Annotated in this window: 18 protein-coding genes; 4 read left to right on the top strand and 14 right to left on the bottom strand. The window is 68.2% G+C overall.

The window, feature by feature from the left end:
* Positions 1 to 129: 129 nt before the first annotated feature.
* Positions 130 to 855 (top strand): diguanylate cyclase domain-containing protein, encoded by a 726-nt coding sequence (locus TBD_RS06410; protein ID WP_011311789.1) that lies wholly within the window; start codon positions 130 to 132, stop codon positions 853 to 855.
* Positions 856 to 873: 18 nt separating this feature from the next.
* Here the strand turns inward: TBD_RS06410 and TBD_RS06405 are convergent, their stop codons facing one another.
* From TBD_RS06405 to TBD_RS06390, 4 genes are all read right to left on the bottom strand, one after another.
* The gene (locus TBD_RS06405; RefSeq protein WP_011311788.1) at positions 874 to 1,896 is read right to left on the bottom strand and encodes an NAD(P)/FAD-dependent oxidoreductase; all 1,023 of its coding nucleotides are present in this window, start codon (positions 1,894 to 1,896) and stop codon (positions 874 to 876) included.
* 168 nt (positions 1,897 to 2,064) lie between these two features.
* Positions 2,065 to 2,496, bottom strand: a complete 432-nt coding sequence (locus tag TBD_RS06400) for a GNAT family N-acetyltransferase (protein WP_011311787.1) — start codon at positions 2,494 to 2,496, stop codon at positions 2,065 to 2,067.
* A complete protein-coding gene (locus TBD_RS06395; RefSeq protein ID WP_011311786.1) occupies positions 2,493 to 3,785 on the bottom strand; it encodes an MFS transporter in 1,293 nt (430 codons plus the stop codon). The genes TBD_RS06400 and TBD_RS06395 overlap by 4 nt, the downstream gene beginning before the upstream one ends.
* Entirely contained in the window at positions 3,785 to 5,581 is a 1,797-nt protein-coding gene (locus TBD_RS06390) for an ABCB family ABC transporter ATP-binding protein/permease (RefSeq protein WP_041432448.1), read from the bottom strand. Before TBD_RS06390 ends, TBD_RS06395 begins: the two co-directional genes overlap by 1 nt.
* Before the next feature lie 80 nt (positions 5,582 to 5,661).
* Between TBD_RS06390 and TBD_RS06385 the strand changes: the two genes are divergently transcribed.
* Genes TBD_RS06385 through prmB form a run of 3 tightly spaced genes read left to right on the top strand, consistent with a single transcriptional unit; the run spans position 5,662 to position 8,107 of the window.
* A complete protein-coding gene (locus TBD_RS06385) occupies positions 5,662 to 6,009 on the top strand; it encodes an ArsC family reductase (protein ID WP_011311784.1) in 348 nt (115 codons plus the stop codon).
* 6 nt (positions 6,010 to 6,015) lie between these two features.
* Positions 6,016 to 7,194, top strand: coding sequence for a succinyl-diaminopimelate desuccinylase (gene dapE / locus TBD_RS06380; protein ID WP_011311783.1), 1,179 nt, complete (start codon positions 6,016 to 6,018; stop codon positions 7,192 to 7,194).
* On the top strand, positions 7,181 to 8,107 hold the full coding sequence (gene prmB / locus TBD_RS06375) for a 50S ribosomal protein L3 N(5)-glutamine methyltransferase (protein WP_011311782.1): 927 nt from the start codon (positions 7,181 to 7,183) through the stop codon (positions 8,105 to 8,107). Before dapE ends, prmB begins: the two co-directional genes overlap by 14 nt.
* On the opposite strand, the gene TBD_RS06370 is transcribed toward prmB, so the two are convergent.
* From TBD_RS06370 to TBD_RS06325, 10 genes are all read right to left on the bottom strand, one after another.
* The gene (locus tag TBD_RS06370) at positions 8,104 to 10,221 is read right to left on the bottom strand and encodes a putative bifunctional diguanylate cyclase/phosphodiesterase (protein WP_011311781.1); all 2,118 of its coding nucleotides are present in this window, start codon (positions 10,219 to 10,221) and stop codon (positions 8,104 to 8,106) included. The two genes, prmB and TBD_RS06370, sit on opposite strands and share 4 nt — an antisense overlap.
* On the bottom strand, positions 10,221 to 12,566 hold the full coding sequence (locus TBD_RS06365) for an ATP-binding protein (RefSeq protein WP_011311780.1): 2,346 nt from the start codon (positions 12,564 to 12,566) through the stop codon (positions 10,221 to 10,223). Before TBD_RS06365 ends, TBD_RS06370 begins: the two co-directional genes overlap by 1 nt.
* Complete coding sequence (locus TBD_RS06360) at positions 12,563 to 13,096, bottom strand: YfiR family protein (RefSeq protein WP_011311779.1); 534 nt, start codon at positions 13,094 to 13,096, stop codon at positions 12,563 to 12,565. The genes TBD_RS06365 and TBD_RS06360 overlap by 4 nt, the downstream gene beginning before the upstream one ends.
* 7 nt (positions 13,097 to 13,103) lie before the next feature.
* Positions 13,104 to 15,056: a TonB-dependent receptor plug domain-containing protein gene (locus TBD_RS06355; RefSeq protein ID WP_238376504.1), complete on the bottom strand. Its 1,953-nt coding sequence runs from the start codon at positions 15,054 to 15,056 to the stop codon at positions 13,104 to 13,106.
* A gap of 327 nt (positions 15,057 to 15,383) precedes the next feature.
* On the bottom strand, positions 15,384 to 17,660 hold the full coding sequence (locus TBD_RS14225) for a putative bifunctional diguanylate cyclase/phosphodiesterase (RefSeq protein WP_011311777.1): 2,277 nt from the start codon (positions 17,658 to 17,660) through the stop codon (positions 15,384 to 15,386).
* A 107-nt stretch (positions 17,661 to 17,767) separates the two neighbouring features.
* Positions 17,768 to 18,223, bottom strand: a complete 456-nt coding sequence (locus TBD_RS06345; protein WP_041432444.1) for a hydrogenase maturation protease — start codon at positions 18,221 to 18,223, stop codon at positions 17,768 to 17,770.
* Entirely contained in the window at positions 18,220 to 19,521 is a 1,302-nt protein-coding gene (locus TBD_RS06340; RefSeq protein WP_011311775.1) for a Ni/Fe hydrogenase subunit alpha, read from the bottom strand. The genes TBD_RS06345 and TBD_RS06340 overlap by 4 nt, the downstream gene beginning before the upstream one ends.
* Positions 19,514 to 20,317: a sulfhydrogenase subunit delta gene (locus tag TBD_RS06335; protein WP_011311774.1), complete on the bottom strand. Its 804-nt coding sequence runs from the start codon at positions 20,315 to 20,317 to the stop codon at positions 19,514 to 19,516. The genes TBD_RS06340 and TBD_RS06335 overlap by 8 nt, the downstream gene beginning before the upstream one ends.
* Positions 20,317 to 21,165: an FAD/NAD(P)-binding protein gene (locus tag TBD_RS06330; RefSeq protein ID WP_011311773.1), complete on the bottom strand. Its 849-nt coding sequence runs from the start codon at positions 21,163 to 21,165 to the stop codon at positions 20,317 to 20,319. The genes TBD_RS06335 and TBD_RS06330 overlap by 1 nt, the downstream gene beginning before the upstream one ends.
* A complete protein-coding gene (locus TBD_RS06325) occupies positions 21,162 to 22,283 on the bottom strand; it encodes a 4Fe-4S dicluster domain-containing protein (RefSeq protein ID WP_011311772.1) in 1,122 nt (373 codons plus the stop codon). Before TBD_RS06325 ends, TBD_RS06330 begins: the two co-directional genes overlap by 4 nt.
* Between the last annotated feature and the right edge of the window lie 55 nt (positions 22,284 to 22,338).

Raw genomic sequence — 22,338 nt, 5'->3', positions numbered from 1 at the left:
CCCGCCCGTGGGCGACCCGTCGCGCCGCTTTGCTGCGCAACCGGTCGCGCACCGATAGCCGAGGAAACGCCCCTGCTCCCAGAAACCGAACATCTCGTCGCCGAACTCGACGCCGCCGTCCAGGCCCACATGGACTGGACGCGACGCATCCTGCGTTGCGCCGTACTGCACACGACGCCCGACGACGACGTGATCGACCCACAGGCGCATGCGCTGTGCCGCTTCGGTGGCTGGCTCGCGCACCATCACAAGCATCTCGAGTCGCTCGACGCGGCCGCCGCCGACCGTGTCGACGTCGCGCACCGCGCGATGCACGACGCAATGCGGGCGATCTGCCTGTGCATCGTCCGCGGGGAGGCCGCGCCGGCCGAGGAACTCGACGCCTTCGAGCAATCGCAGGAGGCGCTCATTCAGCTGCTGGCGACGTTCAAGACCCTGATCCTGTCCAAGGCCGGGCGTCGCGATCCGCTGACGCAACTGCCGATGCGTCACAACATCGAAAGCGACTATCTCCTCTACCAGAAGGAAGCGCGACGCAAGCGAAGCGCGCTCTACGTCGCGATGATTGACGTCGACCATTTCAAGCCGATCAACGATACCTATGGCCATCCCGCCGGCGACCGGGTCCTGCGCCACGTCGCGGAGACCTTGAAGCGGACGCTGCGCAGCGACGAGCCGCTCTATCGCTACGGCGGCGAAGAGTTTCTCTGGCTGCTGAAGTGCAACTCGCCCGACGAGGCCGGGCGCTCGGCGCAACGCGTGCTGGAGACCGTCGCGACGACGCCGGTGCCGGTCGACGACGCGGCGACCTCGCGCTGTACGAGGGCAAGCGCCGCGGCCGCAACCGCTACGTGATCGCGGACGCCTGAGGCGTCACGGCATCAATTCTTCCTTCGATTGCTGCATCGCCTGGGCGAGGCGCACGCCGCTTTCCCAAGCGCGCTCGACGCCGACACCGGTGACGCCGTCGCCGATCACGGCGACGCGGTTTTCGCGATCGCCGGCCCAGAACCCGCCGAGCGCGCCGACCGGCCGCGCGTGGCGCCAGAGGTGCGCGGCTTCGACCTCGACCGGCCATGGCAGGCCGAGGAGACCCATCAAGGCCGAGGCGCCGCGCGTCGTCGCTTCCTCGTAGCCGGCCTCGAGATAGGTCTCGGCGAACTCGTGACTGCTGTAGACGACCCACAGGCCTGGGCCCCCCGAGACCTGGCGCACGGCCAGATTGAGCAAATGGTCGTCGAACTTGATGACGTCGGCCGCCGGCCCGCCTTCCCAGCGCATCAGGAAGGTCCAGATCGGCCGATAGCGCACTGCGCCGAGGCGCTCCTGCAGCAAGGGCAGCGCGCCGAGCAGCGGAATCGCCTGCGTCGTCGGCATGCTGCAGACCACGCAGTCGTAGTCCGCGAGCGTGCGACCGTCCGCGAGCACGATCGTGCGCGGCGCCACCGCGCTCACCTCGGCACTGGTATGCAGGCGTGCGCCGCCGAGCAGCGAGCGGACGAGCTGGGAAGGCTCGATCATCGGCCGATACTGGTTCTGCAACTGCGCCTCGCCCCAATGGATCGTCGCGCGGCCCTGCCAGAGGCTGCCGCGCACGGGCGCGATCCAGCCCTGGCGTGCCCAGTCGCGCAGCTTGCCGCGGAAGGCTTCGCGCTTCGCCGAGAGAAATGGCGTACCGAGCGTCGCCCAGCCCTGCTCGATGCGCCTGCTCGACATGCGTCCGCCGGCGCCGCGCGCCTTCTCGAACACGTCGACCTCCCATCCCGCTGCGGCGAGCACCCCGGCGCAACTGGCGCCCGAAATCCCCGCACCGACCACGGCCGCGCGCGGCGCGGCAGCCGGGGTTGCGACGCCTTCGCAACCGGTGTTTTCCTCTCCCGAGTGAAGTCCTGCCATCTGCTTGATCCTTGTCCTCTCCGGTAAAAATCCTCGTCGCGCCAGGCAATCACGCGCGGACGCGGCGAAGCTGAACTCTATCAGCAAAAATTCCGGCTGATGCGGCGGCAGCCCGTGATGCCGCGGCGAAATGTGCGGATATTCGGCGTTCGCCTGTGCGGACCCGCTTCAGGTCGCCGCCAGCGTTTTCTGCATGGCGACGTGCGGAATGCCGGCCTCCTCGTAGACGTCGCCACTGACGACGAAACCGGCTCGCGCGTAAAACGCCGCGGCGTGACGCTGGGCGCTCAGGCGCACCGTGCGGTGCCCGCGTTCTCGTGCCGCCGCGAGCGCGGCGCCAAGCAGCGCGCGACCGATGCCGCGTCCGCGCCACGCCGGCAGCACCGCCATCCGGCCGATCCAGCCGTCCGGCAGCAGGCGCGCGCAGCCGACCGGCTCACCGTCGACCAGCGCGAGCCAATGCGTCGACACGGCGTCGTCGGCGTCCCATTCCATATGCTCCGGCACGCCCTGTTCGTCGATGAAGACGGCTCGACGCACCGCGGCGAGCCGCGGTGCGTCGCGCGCCCAGTCGGTTTCGAGGAGCATGGCCGCGCTCATGCCGCTGCGCGCGCGAAACGCTGTGCGGCGCGGCGCCCGCGTGCGGCGCGCACGTGTCGCAGCGTCCACAGGCCGGCAACGAAATAGCTGCCGGTGACGAGCAAGGCCTGGCGGTGGTCGCCGTGCGTAAGCCAGGTCGCCACGCCGTAGGTCAACGGGCCGAGTATCGAGGCGAGCTTCACGGCGAGCCCCCAGAGGCCGAAGAATTCGGCCTGCTGCGCCGGCGGTGCGAGCAGACCGACCATCGCGCGACCGGCCGATTGCGAGGCGCCCATGCACAGGCCGGCGAGATTGGCGGCGACCCAGAACATGCGTTCGTCGGGCGCCGCCCACGCGAGGGCGACCATCACGATCCAGCCTACGAGGGTCAGTGCGATCGCCCGCACGTGGCCGATCCGGTCCTGCACGTGGCCGAAGAGGAACGCCCCGAGGGCGGCCGTGACGTTGACCACGAACACGAGGCGGATCGTCCGTTCGGTATCGAAGTGGAACACCTGGCTCGCGTAGATCGCGGCCAGTGTGATGACGGCCTGGATGCCCGCCTGGTAGAGCACGGTACAGACGAGGAAGGCCTTGAGATCGGGCAGCCGGTCGAGGTGCGACAGCGTGTGGCGCAGCTGCGACCAAGCGCTTTTTCGCGACGGCTCGGCGCGCGCTGTCGCGCGCTCGCGCAGCAGGATCAGCGTCGGCAGGCTCGCCAGCGCGAACAGGCCCGCCGTGAGCAGCATCGTCACGGGCACGAAGTCCGTGGCGCCCTGCCCGCGCGCCCGCGCCCAGCCGATGTAGGCGAGGCAGACGCCGAGCGCGACGAGACCGCCGAAATAGCCGAGCGCCCAGCCCCAGCCCGACACCCGGCCGAGCGCCCGCGGCCGCGCGAGTTCGGGCAGGAAGGCCGCGATCAGGTTCTCGCCTGTGCCGAAGAAGTAATTCGAAATAACGAGCGCGGCGACTGCGAGCACGAGCGCGCCCGGCGCCGCGAAGTACAGCAGCGCCGTGAAGCCGACGCAGCCGAGGGTCGTCAGCCAGAGCAGCTTCTTCTTGCTCGCGTGGGCGTCGGCCCAGGCGCCGACGAGCGGCGCGCTCAGCATCACCAGCGCGTAGGACGCCGAGAGTGCTAGCGTCCAGACGAAGGTCGCCCACGGCGCGTCCGCGGCGACGACACCGACGAAATAGGCGCTGAACACCGCGGTGATGACGACCGTCGTGTAGCCCGAGTTCGCGAAGTCGTACATCGCCCACGCGGCGACTTCGTGCCGGCGCACGCCCGCTTGCAGCAGCGGGGGCGCCATCAGGCGGTCTCGTCCTCGGCCTGCTGCTGCAGTGCCCACATGTGGGCGTAGACGCCGTTTTTCACGAGTAGGTCGGGATGGCGGCCGCGTTCGACGATGCGTCCGCCTTCCATCACGAGGATCTCGTCGGCTTCGACGACGGTCGAGAGCCGGTGGGCGATGATGAGGCTGGTGCGGCTGCGCGCGATTTCGAGCAGTTCGCCCTGGATCGCCTTCTCGGTCTGGGTGTCGAGCGCGGACGTGGCCTCGTCGAGAATGAGGATCGCCGGGTTCTTCAACAACGTGCGCGCGATTGCGACGCGCTGCTTCTCGCCGCCCGAGAGCTTGAGGCCGCGCTCGCCGACGACGGTGTCCCAGCCCTGCGGCAGACTCTCGATGAACGCCAGGATATGCGCCGCACGTGCCGCCTCGATCACTTCCTCGCGACTCGCCTCGGGCCGGCCGTAGGCAATGTTGTAGTAGATGCTGTCGTTGAACAGCACGGTGTCCTGCGGCACGACGCCTATCGCCGCGCGCAGCGAGTCCTGCGTGACGTGGCGGATGTCCTGGCCGTCGATCGTGATGCTGCCCTGCTGTATGTCGTAGAAGCGGAACAGCAGGCGCGCGAGCGTCGACTTGCCGGCGCCGCTCGCGCCGACGGCGGCGACGGTATTGCCCGCCGGGATCGCGAAGCTGACGTCGCGCAGGATCGGCCGGTCCGCGTTGTAGGCGAAGTTCACGTGATCGAACCTGACTTCGCCCGCGACCACGTCGAGCGCGCGCGCGTCGGGTTTGTCCTCGATCTCGCGGGGTCGGCCGAGCAGGCCGAACATGCGCTCGACGTCGGTGATCGATTCCTTGATCTGGCGGTACATCACGCCGAGAAAACTGAGCGGCTGGAACATCTGCAGCAGGAAGGCGTTGACCATGACGAGATCGCCGAGCGTCAGCGTGCCGGCGACGACGCCGTTGGCCGCGCGCAGCACCATCAGCGTGACGCCGATCGAAATCACCCCCGCCTGCGCCGCGTTGAGCAGGCCGAGCGAGCGCTGCGACTTCATCGACATGTCCTCCCACTCGGCGAGGCTGCCGTCGTAGCGGCGCGCCTCGTATTTCTCGTTGCCGAAGTACTTGACCGTCTCGTAGTTAAGCAGGCTGTCGATCGCCCGGCCGTAGGCCTCCGAATCGAGCGTGTTGGCGCGGCGCACGAATTGCGTCCGCCATTCGGTGATCGTGACGGTGAAGCCGATGTAGGCGGCCAGCGTCACGAGCGTGATGAGGCCGAATACCCAGTCGAGCTTGACGAACAGCACTCCGGCGACCATGAGGATTTCGAGCACGGTCGGCGTGATGCGGAACAGCAGATAGCCGACCAGGCTCGACACTGCACGGGCGCCCCGCTCGATGTCGCGCGTGATGCCGCCCGTCTGGCGCTCGAGGTGAAAGCGCAGCGACAGCGCGTGCAGGTGATCGAACACGGCCATGCTGATGCGCCGCATTGCGCGCTGCGTGACCTTGGCGAAAATGACGTCGCGCAGGTCGGCGAAGGTCGTGCTCGCGAAGCGCAGAAGGCCGTAGGCGAGAATGAACGCGAGCGGCAGCACGAGCTCGGGGCGCGGCTTGTCGAGCGCGTCGATGATTTCCTTGAGCACCAGCGGCACCGCGACCGACGCGAGCTTCGCGCCGACGAGCAGCGCGAGCGCCACGAGCACGCGCCCGCGGAATTCCCACAGATAAGGGAAAAGGCGGCCGATCGAACGCAGGCTGGCTTCGCCGGGGGGCGGCGGCGCGGTGTGGGAATGGACGGCGGGATGCATCAGGTCGGTTAGAATCGCGTCTTTGGTTTTTCCGATTTTACGTCCATGCGCCGCGCTCGCCGGCGCAGGCATGCATAACGATGAAGCTTTACGGTATCCCCAACTGCACGACGGTGAAGAAAGCGCGCGCCTGGCTCGCCGGTCGCGGCCTCGACGTGCCCTTCCACGACTTCAGGAAACTCGGCGTCGATCCCGCCTGGCTGCGGACCGTGAGCGCCGACGCCGGCTGGAAGAACCTGATGAATACCCGCGGGACGACCTGGCGCACGCTCAGTGATGCCGAGAGAGCGGCAGCGGTCGACGAGGCCGGCGCGCTCGCGCTCATGCAGGCTCATCCGAGCGTGATCAAGCGGCCCGTGCTGGAACGCGACGGGCGCTACCATCTCGGCTTCAGCGAAGACTATTACCGCAATCTTTTCGGAGCATGACCCGGCATGGCCAATGAAACGCTCGAGGATGCCGTCCTTGCCAGTGAAACCTTGGCGCTCGCGGTCGAACTGCTCAAGCGCCGCTCGGTCACGCCCGACGACGCCGGCTGCCACGACCTGATCGCGGCGCGGCTGCAAGCGCTTGGCTTCCACATCGAGCGCCATCGCCACAACGACGTCGACAATCTGTGGGCGCGTCGCGGCACGGCCTCCCCGGTCGTGTGCTTCGCCGGCCATACCGACGTCGTCCCGCCCGGGCCGCTCGAGCAGTGGCTCTCCGATCCTTTCGAGCCGACGCTGCGCGACGGCAAGCTCTACGCCCGCGGCGCCGCCGACATGAAAACCTCGGATGCGGCCTTCGTCACTGCGACCGAGCGCTTCCTCGCCCGCCGTCCCGACCATCCGGGCTCGATCGCTTTCCTGCTGACTTCCGACGAGGAAGGTCCGGCGACCGACGGCACGGTGCGCGTCGTCGAAGCGCTCAAGGCACGCGGCGAACTGCTCGACTATTGCATCGTCGGCGAGCCGACGAGCGCCGCCGAATTCGGCGACACGATCAAGAACGGACGGCGCGGCTCGCTCTCGGGCACCCTGCGCGTGAAGGGTGTACAGGGGCACATCGCCTACCCCCACCTCGCGAAAAACCCGATCCATCTCGCGGCGCCGGCGATCGCCGAGCTCGCCGAGACGATGTGGGACGAAGGCAATAGCTACTTCCCGCCGACGACCTGGCAGATTTCCAACATCCATGCCGGCACCGGCGTCACCAACGTGATTCCGGGCATGGTCGAGATCCAGTTCAATTTCCGCTTTTCCACGGCCAGCACGGCCGAGGGCCTGATGGACGCCGTCAACGAAATCCTCGACAGCCACGGCCTCGACTACGAAATCGACTGGAACCTCTCCGGCAAGCCCTTTCTCACGCCGCGCGGCGCCTTGTGCGACAGGCTCTCCGAAGCCGTCCACGAGGTCACCGGGCTCACGCCCGAGCTTTCGACCACGGGCGGCACGTCGGACGGCCGCTTCATCGCCGACATCTGTCGCGAAGTCGTCGAGTTCGGCCCGCTCAACATGAGCATCCACAAGCTGAACGAGCACGTCGCACTCGAAAACGTCGAGCAGCTCGCAGCGGTTTACGAGAAGGCGCTGGAAAAGCTGCTGGGCGAGAGCGATGAACGCGTTTGACGACACCGAATCGCTGATCACGGTCCGCGACTGGCTGCGCTTCGCCGTATCGCGCTTCAACGAGGCCAGGCTCTTCTTCGGCCATGGCTCGGACAATGCCTTCGACGAGGCCGCCTACCTGATCCTGCACACGCTGCATCTGCCGCTCGACCGGCTCGAGCCCTTCCTCGACGCGAGCCTGACGCACGCCGAGTCCGAGCAGGTCCGCGCAATGCTCGAGCGGCGCGTGCGCGAGCGCCTGCCCGCCGCCTATCTGACCCGTGAGGCCTGGCTCGCCGGCCACCATTTTTACGTCGACGAGCGCGTGATCGTGCCACGCTCGTTCATCGCCGAACTACTGCAGGATCAACTCGCGCCATGGGTCGAGGATGCCGACGCGGTCGAGGACGTCCTCGATCTGTGCACCGGCTCGGGCTGCCTCGCGGTGCTTGCCGCACTCGCTTTCCCCTCTGCCGACGTCGACGCAGTCGACCTGTCGCAGGACGCCCTCGCGGTCGCGGCGAGAAACGTCGCCGACTACGACCTCGACGCACGTATCGCGCTGATCGAATCGGACCTGTTCGCCACGCTCGGCGGCCGCCGCTACGACCTCATCATCAGCAATCCGCCTTACGTCGATGCTGCAGCGGTCGCCGCATTGCCGGCGGAATATCGGGCGGAGCCGGCGCTCGCGCTCGGCTCGGGCGAGGATGGTCTCGACGCGACGCGCAAGATACTCGCAGCCGCCGGCGACCACCTCAAGCCCGGCGGTCTGCTGGTCGTCGAGATCGGCCACAACCGCGACGCACTCGAGGCGGCCTACCCCGCCCTGCCCTTCACCTGGCTCGACACCGAAGGCGGCGACCAGTTCGTGTTCATGCTGCGTCGCGAAGATTTGCTCGAACCGAACGCATCCGGCAGCACGACGGTTTAGCCGCCGCCCGGGTCGGTTTCGTCCAGCCGCCAACGCCGCTGCAGCAGCGCGGGAATCGCGCCGGCCGGCAGCGGCCGGCTGAAGTAAAAGCCCTGCAGCGCGTCGCAGCCGATGCCTGCGAGGGTCGTGGCCTGCTCGGCCGTTTCGACCCCCTCCGCCGTGGTGCGGAAACCGAGATTCTTCGCCAGCGCCAGGATCGTGCGCACGATCGCCAGATTTTCGCGGTCGTGCGGCAGCCCGTGCACGAAGCTCTGATCGATCTTGAGGTTGCTGAGCGGCACACGCTTGAGATAGCCCAGCGACGAGTAGCCAGTACCGAAATCGTCCAGCGCGAGCTGCACGCCCCCGGCGAGCAGTGCTTCGAGCGTCGCGTGGGTGGCTTCGCGCTCTTCCATCAGTGCGCCTTCGGTCACTTCGAGTTCGAGCAGGCCCGGCGCCAGGCCGGTCTCGCGCAGGATGTCGACGAGCGTCGGGACGAGGTCGGCGGCGCGTAGCTGCACCGGAGACAGGTTGACCGCCACGCAGACCCGCCCGCCATCCTGCCAGCGTGCGGCGTCCGTCGCGGCCGTGCGCAACGCCCATTCGCCGATCGGCACGATGAGGCCGTTCTCCTCGGCGAGCGGGATGAAGTCCTGCGGCGCGATGACGCCGCCGGCCGGGTGATTCCAGCGGATGAGGGCTTCGACAGAGCGGATACGCCCGCTCGCGACGTCGATCTGCGGCTGGTAGACGAGGTCGAACTCGCCGCGCTCCAGCGCCTGACGCAGGTTGTTCTCGAGCGTCAGCCGCTGCTGCGCACGCTGCGTGAGCGCGGCGCTATAGAACTGGCAGTTGTCGCGGCCGCAGCTCTTTGCGTGGTACATCGCGGTGTCGGCGTGCTTGAGCAGGGTCGCCGCGTCGGCCCCGTCGTGCGGGAAAACCGCGATGCCGATGCTGGACGTGAGGACGACTTCGCTGCCGGCCAGCACGAACGGGGTGCGCATCTGTTCGCGGATGCGATTGGCGACGCGCAACGCGTCCTCCTCATGGGTGATCCCCGGGATCACCGCCGTGAACTCGTCGCCCCCCAGGCGCGCGAGCCCCACCTGGGCCCCGTCTTCGGCCAGGCGCGACGCGCTGTCGCCGGGCCGGATGCTGTTTCGCAGCCGCTCGGCCGCGGACTGGAGAATCAGGTCGCCGGCATCGTGACCCATGGTGTCGTTGACGCCCTTGAAGCCGTCGAGGTCCATGAACAGGACGGCGAGCTTCTGTTTCTCGCGCTGCGCGACCCGGATGTCCTGCGCGAGCCGCTCGAGAAACGACTGCCGGTTCGGCAGATGCGTCAGGCTGTCGAAGAAGGCGAGTTCGTATATCTTCTGCTCGGCCGCCTTGCGTTCGGTGATGTTGCGCGCAAGGACGACGAAGGTCGGCTTCTGTCCGGGCTCGGCGGATTTGCGCGAAACCGACAACTCGAACCAGAATGCGCCGGACGCGAGCATCAACTCGAACTGCCTGCCGGTCACCAGCCCGGCCTCGTTCGCCTCATGCAAGGCCGCCATGCAGATGCGCGCGGCCTCGGGCGGAAGTACGTCGTCGATGGTGCGTCCGATCAGGGATTCGCCGGGCGCGACGAGCAGGTCTTTCCTCGAGGAATGGCAACTGAGGTAACGGCCGTCCACGTCGACTTCGAACAGGAGATCCGGGATCGCTCTGAGCAGCGCGGCGTTGCGGGCATTCGCCGCATGCAGTTCGCGCAGCGCGTCGGAGGCGCGCAGCAGATATTTGACCCGGTGGCCGATGAGCGACCAGTTAATCGGTTTGGGGATGAAATCGGTCGCGCCGTATTCGTAGGCCCGCTCGATCGACTCGTTGTCGTCCATCGCGGTGACCATCACGATCGGCAGTTCGTCGCCGAATTCGCGGCGCAGGATCGCGCACAATTCGTAGCCGTTGCGACCGGGCATGTCGACGTCGAGCATGACCAGGGCGCTCGGCTGCGCACGAAACTGCCGCAAGGCGTCGTCGCCGTCGACCGCCACGGCGACCTCGAAGCCGGCCTTCTCGAGGGCGGCCGCCATGAGCAGGCGGGCCGTCGGCTCGTCGTCGGCGACGAGGATACGCGTCGCAGCGGCCATCAACGTCCTCCCGTCAGGATCGCGTGCATTTCGGATACCGCGCGAGCGTATTCGCCCCGTACTTCGCCGAGCGCTTCGCGCGCCTCGTCGAGCCGCCGCTCGCGCCCGAGCTTTTCCATCTGCCGGTACAGACCCGATAGACGTTCGGCGCCGACATTGGCCGAGCTCGACTTGAGCGCATGGGCGGACTGCCGCAGCGCGTCGCCGTCGCCGCCTGCCACCGCCTGCTCGACGCGGTCGACCCACGTCTGCGCCGACTCGAGGAAGGTTCGCACGATCTGGTGCGCGAGGCCCATGCCGCCTTCGGGGTCGAGTTCGCGCAAGGCGTTCAGTGTCTTCATGTTGATGGCCGGCGCCTGCGGTGACGCGATCTCCCCATCGGGGCCGTGCTGCGGTGCCGCCGCCTGTGCTTCCGGGGTCGGGTTCGTCGGCCGCAGCCAGCGCGCCAGCGTCGCCTGCAATTGTGCCAGCGAGTAGGGTTTGGGCAGGAAGTCGTCCATGCCGGAATCGAGGCATTTCTGCCGGTCTCCGTGCAACGCGTTGGCCGTCAGCGCGATCACCGGCAAGCGCGCGCCCGGCAGGCGCCGGATCGCCCGCGTCGCCTCGTAGCCGTCCATGACCGGCATCTGGCAATCCATCAGCACGGCGTCGAATGCGCGGGATGCGACGAGGTCGACCGCTTCGCGCCCGTCGCTCGCGACCGTCGTCGCCAGTCCCAGCTTCGCCAGCATCGCTTGCGCGACCTGCTGGTTGACCGGATTGTCCTCGACCAGCAAGACGCGTTCGCCCCGTCCCTGGAACGCCGGGGCCGACGTCCCCGCGCCGCTCGCCTCGCCCGCAGGATCGGGGCGCTCGAAGTCGGCGCTCGCGCGCGCAAGGCGAAGATCGAGGCAGAAACGCGCGCCTTGCCCCGGGGCGCTCGCGACCGTGATGTCGCTCCCCATGAGGTTGGCGAGGCGCCTGCAGATCGCAAGGCCGAGTCCGGTGCCGCCGAAGCGGCGCGTCGTCGAGCCGTCGGCCTGGGAAAAATGCTCGAATATCCGCGCCTGCGCCTCGGGTGCGATGCCGATCCCGGTGTCCTCCACGCACAGGCCGACAGCGGCGGCGTCGCCGTTGTCATTCACGGTGGCGTGGACGACGACCGCGCCGTGCTCGGTGAACTTGATCGCGTTGCCGACGAGGTTGGCGACGATCTGGCGCAGGCGGAACGGATCGCCGCGCAGGCCGATGGTGCGCTGCGACGGGGTGATTCGGCAGGCGAGTTCGAGGCCCTTGTGCTCGGCCTGATGCGCGAACATCCTCATCGTGTCGTCGATCAGTTCGACGAGGTCGAAGTCGACGGTTTCGAGCGACAGATGGCCCGACTCGATTTTCGAGAAATCCAGGATGTCGTTGATGACACCGAGCAGATGCTGGCCCGAATGCTGGACGGACTCGGCCCACATGCGCTGCTGCGGGTCGAGGCTGCTTCCGAGCAGCAGCTCGTTCATGCCGAGGACGCCATTCATCGGCGTGCGGATCTCGTGACTCATGGTCGCGAGGAAATCGCTCTTCGCTTGACTCGCCGCCTCCGCAGCCTTCAGCGCGACGGTGCGATGCGCGACCTGGTCCTCGAGCCGGGCGCGATGCTCGGCAAGCTCCTGGTCGCGCTGCTGGATCTGCCCGAGCATGTCGTTGAAGCCGCGAGCCAGCGTATTCATTTCGGCGATCTCGCTTCCGGCGGCCCGCACGGTATAGTCGTTGCGGCTCGAAATTCTCAGCATCAGTGCGGACAGGCGAGCGAGTGGAACCACGACCGATTCGTTCAGACGGCCGAGCAGCCGATTCGCCACGAGCATGGCCAGCGCCGCGGCGAGCAGCGTGACCAGCGCCTGCCAGCCGATCTGCGCATAGAGGGATTCGAGGCCGACCGAGAGCAGAACGCTGCCGACCTGCCTGCCGTCGAGCATGACGGGCTGCACGACCGTGACCCTGCGCAGTCCGTAATCAACGCCTTCGCTCAGCGGCCCGAGTATGGCGGGCACGCGGTCGCTGCCATGCTCGTAGCGCGCGAATACACGCCGGGCGTTGTCGTAGACCGCGGCGCCGTGAACCACGCGCGAATGACGAAGTGAATGCAGCAGTTCCTCCGCCGAAGTGCGGTCTTCGAACAACAGGCTCGCGCTGACGTTTTCCGCGAGTACCCTGGCCTCGACGCGATTGGTGCTGGCGAGCGAGATGAGGCCGGCCGCGAAACTGCTCGCCATGATGATCACGGCGACGATGCCGAGGGCGACCGCGAGCGTGATCAGGCTCGTGCGCCGCAGCCGCGCCCGCAGCGTCGTCGACGTTCCCTCGGGGCTCATCGCCGCACCTCGCTCGCGAGCCGCAGCAGCTTCGAACTCAGGCCGAGCCGCGCAGCGCGCGTCGCGCCCAGATTCACCTCGAACGCGACGCGGTCCTGCCGCAGCAGCAGATTGATGCCGGCGCCGGCGTCGAGCGCGCCGGGACTATCGGCCACGATCAGCACGGGCTCGCCGCGCAGCGCGTCGACAACGCGCGGCAAGCTGTCGATCGCCGCGCGTGCAACGAACACGACCTGGCAACCTTTCAGCTGATGAAGTCCTTCGGTGTGGCGGAGCGAAAGCGTGCGGCCGTTGACCGTCTTGCCCTCTAGCGCGTGCAGTTCGCCGTTAAAGGGGTGGCCACCGTGGACGCAGAGCGTGAGCCGGCTCCCGACGCCTGCCGGCCACTCGGTGAACGCGATGAAGTTGTACAGAAACCCGGCCTTGACGCGGTATTCGGCGTTGTTCTGGGCGGCTGCGGGACTGCCTGCAAACAGGCTGAATGCCAGCGCAAGCATCCCGGCCTGGCGAAGGAATCGAATCGTCGCCATCGTCCGCTCAGAATCGGTACACGGCCTTCAGCCGTGCACTCCGCCCGTCCTGCTCGAAAACGTTCTGCCAGTTGAACGCCGAGCCGGGCTGGGCGTAGTCGCGGTCGAGAAGGTTGTAAAGGCCAAGCGACAGCTCGAGCCCCCTCGCCCATTTGTCGGCGACGAGATTGAGATTGGAAAGCCAGTAACCCGGCACGTCGGTCCCGTCGACCGCGCGACGATCCGCGGAGTATTGAAGCTCGTAGCCGAGGCGCAGGCCCGTCTGCGGAACGGGGCTCGAGACATTGAGCTTGCCCAGTAGCCGCGGCGAATTGAGCAACACCGGGCCGTCGGCGTAACAGGCATCCTGGCGCGAGAGACTTCCGCGAATGCGCCCGCCCCAGTCCCAGGTCTTGTCGGCGGAAAGCTCGACCCCGCGCGCCTCGATGTCGGCGCCGTTCTGATATTGGGTGAAGCCGCCGGGGAGTCCCGCAAGCGTGACCAGCCCCTGCATCGTCCAGCGGTAGGCCGTCGCGCGCAGGCGCAGGCTTGGCGTAACGCGCTGCTCGGCCAGCAACTCGAGGGTATCGATGCGCTCGGCGTCGAGGTTGGGGTTGGGAAGCTGGGTCACGCCGTCGCCGAGATTGCTTTCGAGCGCGTTCGGCGCCCGGAAGGCACGTCCGTACATGGCCTTCAGCGTGGTGTCGGGCGTCATCTGCCAGACCAGGGCGAGGCGAGGACTCAGCGCGCTGCCGGAGACGTCGCTGCGGTCGGCGCGCACGCCGAGCGTCGCGCTCAATGTCTCCGTGAGGGTCCACTCGTCCTGCGCATAAACGCCGGCGCGCCAGCCGGCGCCCGGAATCATGACGCCTGCGGCCGCGCCGACGACGGACTGGTCCTGGCGCGCGTTGTCCTGATACTCGAAGCCGAACATGGTCTTGTGGTCGGCCCGGGCGGTCGACACCAGCCGGACCTCCATGCCCTGCCAGTCGCTCGAGAACGCGTAGCGATGCGCGTCCCCGGAACGGTGGAACAGCCCCCTGAAGCGCTCGCGTCCGAGGAACAGGCGACCCGAGACCTGCAGCGTGCCGCCGGCGAAGCGATCCTGGTATTGCAGTTGCGTCAGCAGATGGCGATCCTCGGCGTACTGGCCCGGTACGAGCGGATCGCTTTTGTAGGCGGCGATCGGGTCGTCCTTGCGCCGCTCTCCGTAGGAAAAATCGAACGACCACGGTCCCCGCCCCGCGCGACCGAAGAACTGCTTGTCGCGCTCACCGTCCATTCCGGAGGCGACGCCGGCCACACCCGAACTGCCGTAGTCGAAGTAGAGGTCGCGCCCCTCCGCTTCATAGGCGCTGGCGGACAGCAGGACATCGACGCCGTTGTCGAGCACGCCTCCCCAGGTCGCGCGGCCTTCGTTGCCGGAGTCGAGCGTGCTGTGGGCCAGCGCGACCTCGCCACCGTTCACGTCCGCTCCCGTCCGCGTGACGACATTGACGACGCCGAACAATGCGTTTTGCCCATACACCGCGCCCCCTGGACCGGGGATGTATTCGATGCGTTCGACCAGGTCGAGATCGACCAGGAATTCCCGGCCCATCAGCGCCGTGCCGTACACGACCTCGTTGGCGCGGTTGCCGTCGACGGTGAGCAGCAAACGCGAGTTGAAATCCCCTGGCAGCCCGAAGCCGCGGGCGCCGACATAGCTGTACTGGCGGTCGTAGGTGGTGTGGACGCCCGGCAGGCTCGCGAGCGCCTCGGCGAGCGTTCGCCAGCCGTAGGTCCGGATCTCGTCGCGCGTGATCACACTGACGGCGGCCGCGACCTCGCTCTGCTTCTGCTCGTACTTCGACGCGCCGGTGACGCTGATTTCCATGAGCTGTTCGAGGCTCATCTGCGTGATGTCGAGGTCGAGCGGCGACGCCTGCACCGGGCCAGCCAGCAGGGGCAAAGCGGGCAGCAGAAAAGACAGCGCGCGCAAGCGGCCGGACGTGCGAGGCGCGTGGTTCGGGCGGGGCAGAGCGGAAAGGTGCTTCGGGAAACGACTCATTGCGGGCAAGTTCGCGACTGCACAGCCTTGATCCGGGCCGGCGGCGGGGGCGGCCCTGGCGAGACCAGCCTCCCTACCTATCGGCGGCCTCGGCGTCGACTTGATGGCTTGCCGACAAATTTGCCCGGTCGCGTGAAACCCGCGTCCAGACGCCTTAAAGACCCTCGCGGAGGCGTGGTTTGACGACCTGTGTGCGGACAGGTCAGAGAACTGCTGCGCACGCCCCTTGCGTCGCCGGCGATGGTTTAGGCGCCCCCGTCAAGGGGCCGTTTCGTGCCCGTGCACCGGGCGCTGGCCGCTGGCCTTTTGCCGGTCGAGCAGGGACGCGAACGCGTCCGCCGCCTGCGGGGTACTCATGAGGTTTCCCTGTCCGAACTCGCAGCCGCGATCGCGCAGGAAGGCGTACTGCTGGGCCGTTTCGATGCCCTCGGCGACGACCTCCATCCCCAGCCCCCTGGCGAGCGCCAGTATCGTCGTGACGATCTGCGTCTCGCTCGGGTGCGCTGGGATCTTGCGCACGAAGGACTGGTCGATTTTCAGTCCGTGAAAAGGCAACTGGCTCAGATAGCTCAGGCTCGAATAGCCCGTGCCGAAATCGTCGAGCGCGAGCCGCACGCCGCGTGCACGCAGCGCGTCCAGACAAGTGCGGACTTCGTCGGTCATGACGAGCATGACGTTCTCGGTGATCTCGAGTTCGAGGCAGTCCGGACGCAGGCCGCTGCGCGCGAGCGCCCGGTCGACCGCGCGGGTCAGATGCTCGCCCTCGAACTGGCGCGTCGAGATGTTGACCGAGAGCGTCAGATCGTCCGCCGCCCGGCCCTGCTGCTGCCACGCGCGCAGCTGGGTGCAGCAGGCCTCGAGTACCCAGTCGCTGAGTGCCACGATCAAGCCCGTGTCTTCGGCAGCCGGAATGAAGGCCGACGGCATGACCAGTCCGCGCTCGGGGTCTTCCCAGCGCACCAGGGCCTCGCCGCCGACGATGCGTCCGCTCGCCAGTTCGACGATCGGCTGGTAATGCAGGACCAGTTCGTTGCGCTCGAGCGCCTGGCGCAGCCGGGTATCCAGCGTGAGCCGCTCGACGGCCCGTTCTGTCTGCTGGGCGTGATAGAAGACATAGCGATTGCCGCCCTGCTCCTTGGCTTGGTACATCGCGGTGTCGGCGTGCTTGAGCAGGCCGTCGAGCGACTCGGCGTCCTCGGGGTAGAGCGCGATGCCGATGCTCGCGCCGGTGTAGACCTGGGTGCCGCCGATGTCGACCGGCGCCGCGAGGGCGGCGAGCAGGCGGCCAGCCACCCGCTCGGCGTCCGTGTCGCGGACGATCTCGGAGACGATGACGACGAACTCGTCGCCGCCGAAGCGGCTCAGGTGGTCGTGGCCGCGTAAAACCGACTGGAGACGGCCTGCGATCTGCTGCAGCAGCATGTCGCCGGCACGGTGGCCAAGGCCGTCGTTGACGTTTTTCAGGCGGTCGACGTCGACGAAAAGCAGGGCCAGACGCCCGCCACTGCCATTCAGCGTGCGCAGCGCCTGGCTCAGGGTCAGTCGGAAGGCCTCGCGATTGGGCAGCCGCGTCAGGCCATCGAAATAGGCGAGCCGGTTGAGATGGCGCTGCGCCTGCTCGCGCTGTTCGACCTCGAGTTCGAGCTGGTCGGCACGACGCTGCAATTCGCCAGTCTGACGCCCGACCTTGTGGCGAAGCAGGACGACGAAGGCGAGCGCGAGCAGCAGCGCGCCGCCGCCGCCGCCGATCAGCCAGGGCAACCAGGGAGGCAGACGCCCGTCCGGCGCGGCGGCAAGCCAGCGCTTGAGCGATGTGTAATAGACCGAATCGGTGTCGGCCTTGAGTTCCGCGAGATGACGGTCGAGGGCGTCGAGCAGCGCGGGATCGGCGCTTCTCGGCGCAGCGTAATGCACCGAAACCGGGCTGAAGACGATAGCCGTCTCGACCACACCGGGCTGGTTCGCGTACTCGACCGCGAACAGCCGATTGACCGAGCCGGCGTCGGCGCGGCGTTCCTGCAGCGCACGCACGACTGCCGGAAAGTCGTCGACATAGACCGGCTTGAACGGCGCGTCGAACTGCTCCGCCAGCCTGATCAGGGCCTTCGCCTGCACGCTGCCGCGGACGAGCGCCACGCGCCGGCGCTTGAGTTGCGGGAGGGAATCGATCGCGACGTCGGCGCGCCGGAAAATCATGGCCCAGTTCGCAATCAGGCTCTCGCGGCTCAGGCGTAGTCTGCGCGCGTATTCCTCGCTGTAGCCAATGGCAGCGAGCACGTCGATCTCGCCGCGTTCGAGGCGACCGATGAGATCGTCGACCGGCGAGCTCACATAGCTGACCTGCCAGCCTTCGCGCTGGGCGACGAGTTGAATGACGTCGATCGAGATGCCGCGCGGCATGCCGTCAAGGCCGGCGGAAACGATGGGCGGATTTTCGAAAACGCCGACGCGGACCGGCTGGGCGTGCGCGTCCGACTCCGGAGCAAGCAGGAAGACGCAGCCCAGCCACACCTGCAGCAAGATTCGGTACACCATGCCAGCCCGTGTCCTCGGATTGAAGCGGCCAAACCGCGCTCGAATCGGTGCCCGTCGTCGCTCAAGTATAGGTAGCGGTCGGCGCCTCAGCGCGGCTGCCGCGTAGCTCAGCGCGCGGCGTCGCTAAGTTCTTCGCCGAGCCGTGCGGCAAGACGGCGTGCCGCCGCCTGCACGGCCGGCCCCGGCGCCTCGCCCGGGCCGGCCGACGCGATCTCGATGCCGTAGAGGTCGAGCCGCGCCGGCAGGCTGCCGAGTGCCTGCCCGAGCGACAGCGCGGCGAAGACACCGAAGCCGTGGCTGGAAAGCCCCTGGCGGTAGGTGGGCCAGCTGTTCCGGTCGAAGCGGTGGATCGTGCCGGGCGCCCCGCTGCCCTGCATGGCATCGATCAGGATCGCGTGCGCCGTGTGCTCGAGCAGGCCGACGAGCGCGGCGCCCGGGCGGTCGAGCTTCTCGACCACAATTCCGCGGCTCTCGAGGTCTGCGGCACGCAGCGCGTCGACCACGAGCCAGCCGGCCTGATCGTCGCCCGAGGGCGAACCGATTCCGAAGACGCGTAGGGTCATGTCCGCTCGACGTTCAGGCGCAGGAAGTGGGTCGCGCAGGAGATGCACGGGTCGTAATTGCGGATGACTTTTTCGCAGTGCAGCCGCAGCGCATCGTCCGGCTGGTCGAGGCCCAACGCCTCGAGCGACAGGCGCAAATCCTCCTCGATGCGCGCCTGGTTCTGGCTCGTCGGCGGGACGATGCGCGCGCTGACGACGCGGCCGTCGGCGTCGATCTCGTAGCGATGCCATAACGGCCCGCGCGGCGCCTCGGTCGCGCCAACCGCGATGCCCGCGCGTGGCGTCACCGGCGTCCAGGGCGAATCGGGCTCGCGATAGTCCGCCAGCAGCGCGTGCGCCTCGTGTACCGCGAGCAGGATTTCGATCGCGCGCGCGAGGAGGCTGTCGAAGACGTTGCGGCTCGGCAGTGCGATGCCGCATTCGGCGGCGAGCGCCACGATCTGCGCGGGCAGACGGTCGTGGTTGAGATTGAGCCGCGCGAGCGGGCCGACCAGGTAAGGCTGTCCGCGATACGCGCTGTAAAGCGCGGTGGAATGCGGCGCGTGATGCTCGTGGAAATTCTGCTCGAAGTCGTCGACGCCGATCGCGAGACCGTCGTCGGCGTGGATGTCGCCCGCTTCGATCGGGTAGGCCTGCGGATGCCTCAGTGCGACCGAGACGAAGGCCTGCGCGTCGCGCGGCACGGCGATTTCCGCCGCCCAGCGCACCAGCGCCTCGGCGTCCGCGAGCGCAGCGTGCAAGTTTGCGCGGATTGCCGCGATCTGCGCGCGCGTCGGCGCGGCATGAAAGCCGCCGACGCGCAAACCGACCGGGTGCACCGAGCGCGCGCCGAAGAGGTCGATGAGGTCGTTGCCGAGCCGCTGGAGGCGCAGGCCGCGGCGCACCGCGTCGGGCGCGATGCGGGCAAGCTCGATCGCGCTGCTGCAGCCGAAGAAGTCCGGCGCCGCGAGCAGGTGGATGTGCAGGCTGTGGCTCTGGATCCACTCGCCGCAATAGAAGACCCGGCGCATCGCGCGCGCCCACGGGCTCAGCTCGACCGCGAAAAGCCGCTCGAGCGCCTGTGCGGCCGTGACCTGATAGGCGACCGGGCAGATGCCGCAGATGCGCGCGACCATGTCGGGGATTTCGCTGTAGTGCCGGCCCTCGAGGAATTTCTCGAAAAAGCGCGGCGGCTCGAAGATGCGCAGCCGCATTTCCGTGATCCGCCCGGCCTCGATGCCGAGGTCGAGCGCGCCTTCGCCCTCGACCCGCGTCAGGACCGGGACGTGAATGCGGACGCTGCGTTCGCCCTCACCCATCGCGCTTCACCTTCTCGGCCGCGGCAAGAAACGCGGGCGCCTGGCTGTTGATCGACTGGAAGCGCTGCACGAGCGCCACAGGCCCGAGCCGGAGGTCGGTGAAGCGCGCGCTCAACGCGTCGGTGTTGGCGTTTTCGGCCGGGCCGTAGCATCCGTAGCAGTCGCGGCCGAGGCTCGGGCAGAGCGCGCCGCAGCCGGTGCGCGTCACCGGTCCCATGCACGGAATGCCGCGGCTGACGAGCACGCAGGTGTAGCCGCGGCGCTTGCACTCGACGCATACCTTGTCGGCACTGTCGCGCGGCGTGGCGCCGAGCAGCAAGGCATTCACGACCGCGAGTATCTGTTGGCTGTTGACGGGGCAGCCCCACAACTCGAAGTCGACCTGCACGTGGGCTGCCATCGGCGTCGAATCGGCCGAGGCCGAAATCGCCTCGGGATGGGCGTAGAGCTGCGCGATCCATTGCGCCGTGTCGGCGCCGTTACGTAAGGCCTGGATGCCGCCGGCGGTCGCGCACGAGCCGGTCGCGACGAGAACCCGGCTGTTGCTGCGGATGCGCTGGATGCGCTCGACGTCTTCGGGCGTCGCGATGCTGCCTTCCACGAACGAGACGTCGAAGCCGCCGCTTTCGTCGAGCGTGCCGGCCTCGGCGAAGTAGACCAGGTCGACGCGCTCGGCGAGCGTGAGCAGACCCTCGCCCATGTTGAGGAACGCGAGCTGGCAGCCGTCGCACGAGCTGAACTTGTGCATCGCGACGCGCGGCTTGCTCGGCTTGGCGATATCGGCCTTGGCGCCCATCAGAATCCCCGACGTCCGAGCAAGGTTTTCATTTCGCCCCAGCTGAACACGGGCCCGTCGTGACAGACGAAGGCAGCGCCGATCTGGCAGTGGCCGCAGCGCCCGACCGCACACTGCATGTTCCTTTCCATGCTGAGGTAAAGGCGCGCCTCGGGCAGGCCGAGGGCGAGCAGCCCGTTGCCTGCCGTCCGCATCATGCCTTCCGGACCGCACATCATCGCGACCGCGCCCTCGGGATCGAAGCGCGCGAGGCCGAACAGGTCAGTGACGCGGCCGACGTGCCAGGGCCACAGCGGTGTCGCGACGTCGGCCGCGACGAGCACTTGCGTCGCGGGCAGTTTCGCCCAGCGGTCGTAGTGCTCGCGCCAGATCAAATCGTCGGCGTGGCGCACGCCCTGGATGATGACGAGCTTGCCGAAGCGCTCGCGCCGACGCAGCACGTAGTGAATCACCGACACGGCCGGCGCGCAGCCGAGGCCGCCGGTCACCAGCACGACGTCGGAGCCGCTGACTTCCCGCAGCGGCCAGCCGCGGCCGAACGGGCCGCGCAGCCCGATCGCGTCGCCGGGCCCGAGCGCGGCGAGCCCCTGGGTGACACGGCCGACCGCGCGGATCGTGTGCCCGATGGCGTCGCGCTCCTCGGGGTCGGACATGATCGAGATCGGCACCTCGCCGGCACCGTAGAGGTAGAGCATGTTGAACTGGCCCGGCGCGAAGCGGTAGGCGGCCTGCGCCCCCGGGTCGTCGAGGCGCACGCGCAGCGTGAAGACACCGGGCGATTCTTCGACGCGCGCGACGACCGTCGCCGCGAGCGGCGGGCCCGCGTCGAGCGGGCGCGACGCGCTCAAGCGGCCACCTCGCCCGCGGTCAGGGCTGCGAATTCTTCGGTGAGGTCGATGCCGGCCGGGCACCACGCGATGCAGCGCCCGCAGCCGACGCAGCCGCTGCGCCCGAACTGGTCGTGCCAGGTATCGAGCTTGTGGGTCAGCCACTGACGGTAGCGGGTGCGCACGTCCGGACGCACGTTGAAGCCGTGCAGGTGCCCGTGCGCCTCGCCGAAGCACGAATCCCATACGCGCGCGTGCTCGGTCGTGTCGCCGTCGACCGCGACCTCGTCGACCTCGGCGTGGCAGAAGCAGGTCGGGCAGACCAGTGTGCAGTTCGTGCACGCGAGGCAGCGGGCCGCCACGTCGTCCCAACGTGGATGATCGAGCCGGCTCATCAAGGCGCCGTGCAGCGCAGCGGCGGGCAGGCTGCGCGTCTGTGCCGCGGCCGCAGCCTCGCCCTGCGTCCGCACCGAGGCAAGCTGCGCGTCACTCGCCGGCGGCAGATTCAATCCGTCGAAAACCGCCTGGCCTTTTTCGCTCCCGGCCTCGACGACGAACCCCTCGGCCAGCTCGGCGAGCGCAAGGTCGTAACCCGTGACCGGCGTCGGGCCGTCGCCGGTCGACGCGCAGAAGCACGTGGCAGCGGGCTCGGCGCATTGGACGGCGACCAGAAACAGCGCGGCGCGCCTCGCCGCGTAGTGCGCGTCGACGCGTCCGCCGCGCAGGAAGTGCGTGTCCTGGATCGCGAGCGCCGCGAGATCGCAGGCCCGCACGCCGATCAGCGCCTGCTTCGGCGCGTCGACGGTGACGGGTTCGAAGCTGAGCGCGCCACCCGTGTCGCGCGCCACGCGCCACAGCGATTCCCGGCTCGCGAATGCGTGCGGCCGGATGCCCTGCGGACCATTGGCCCAGGCGAAATAGCGATTGGCGGGATCGCGCGTGACGCGATAAGTGCCCTTCTCCTGCTCGGTCTTCAGGCCGCGCGGCAAGGCGTCGGCGGTGGCGAGCCCGCGCATTGCGATCGCGCCGTTTTCCACCGTGGGCCCCAGGCATTCGTAGCCGAGCCGCATAAGTTCGCCGACCAGGCGGGGCATTTCGCCAAGCGGCAGGAATCCGGCTCGACCGGTGCGTGGGAACATGGGGGCGGCTCGTTGCGAACGAATTTACAGTGTATGCACAAAGCGGGCCACGCAA

Origin of the sequence: Thiobacillus denitrificans ATCC 25259 (assembly GCF_000012745.1) — a bacterium.
Taxonomy (GTDB): domain Bacteria; phylum Pseudomonadota; class Gammaproteobacteria; order Burkholderiales; family Thiobacillaceae; genus Thiobacillus; species Thiobacillus denitrificans_B.
This window is presented reverse-complemented; position numbering and strand designations above follow the sequence as displayed.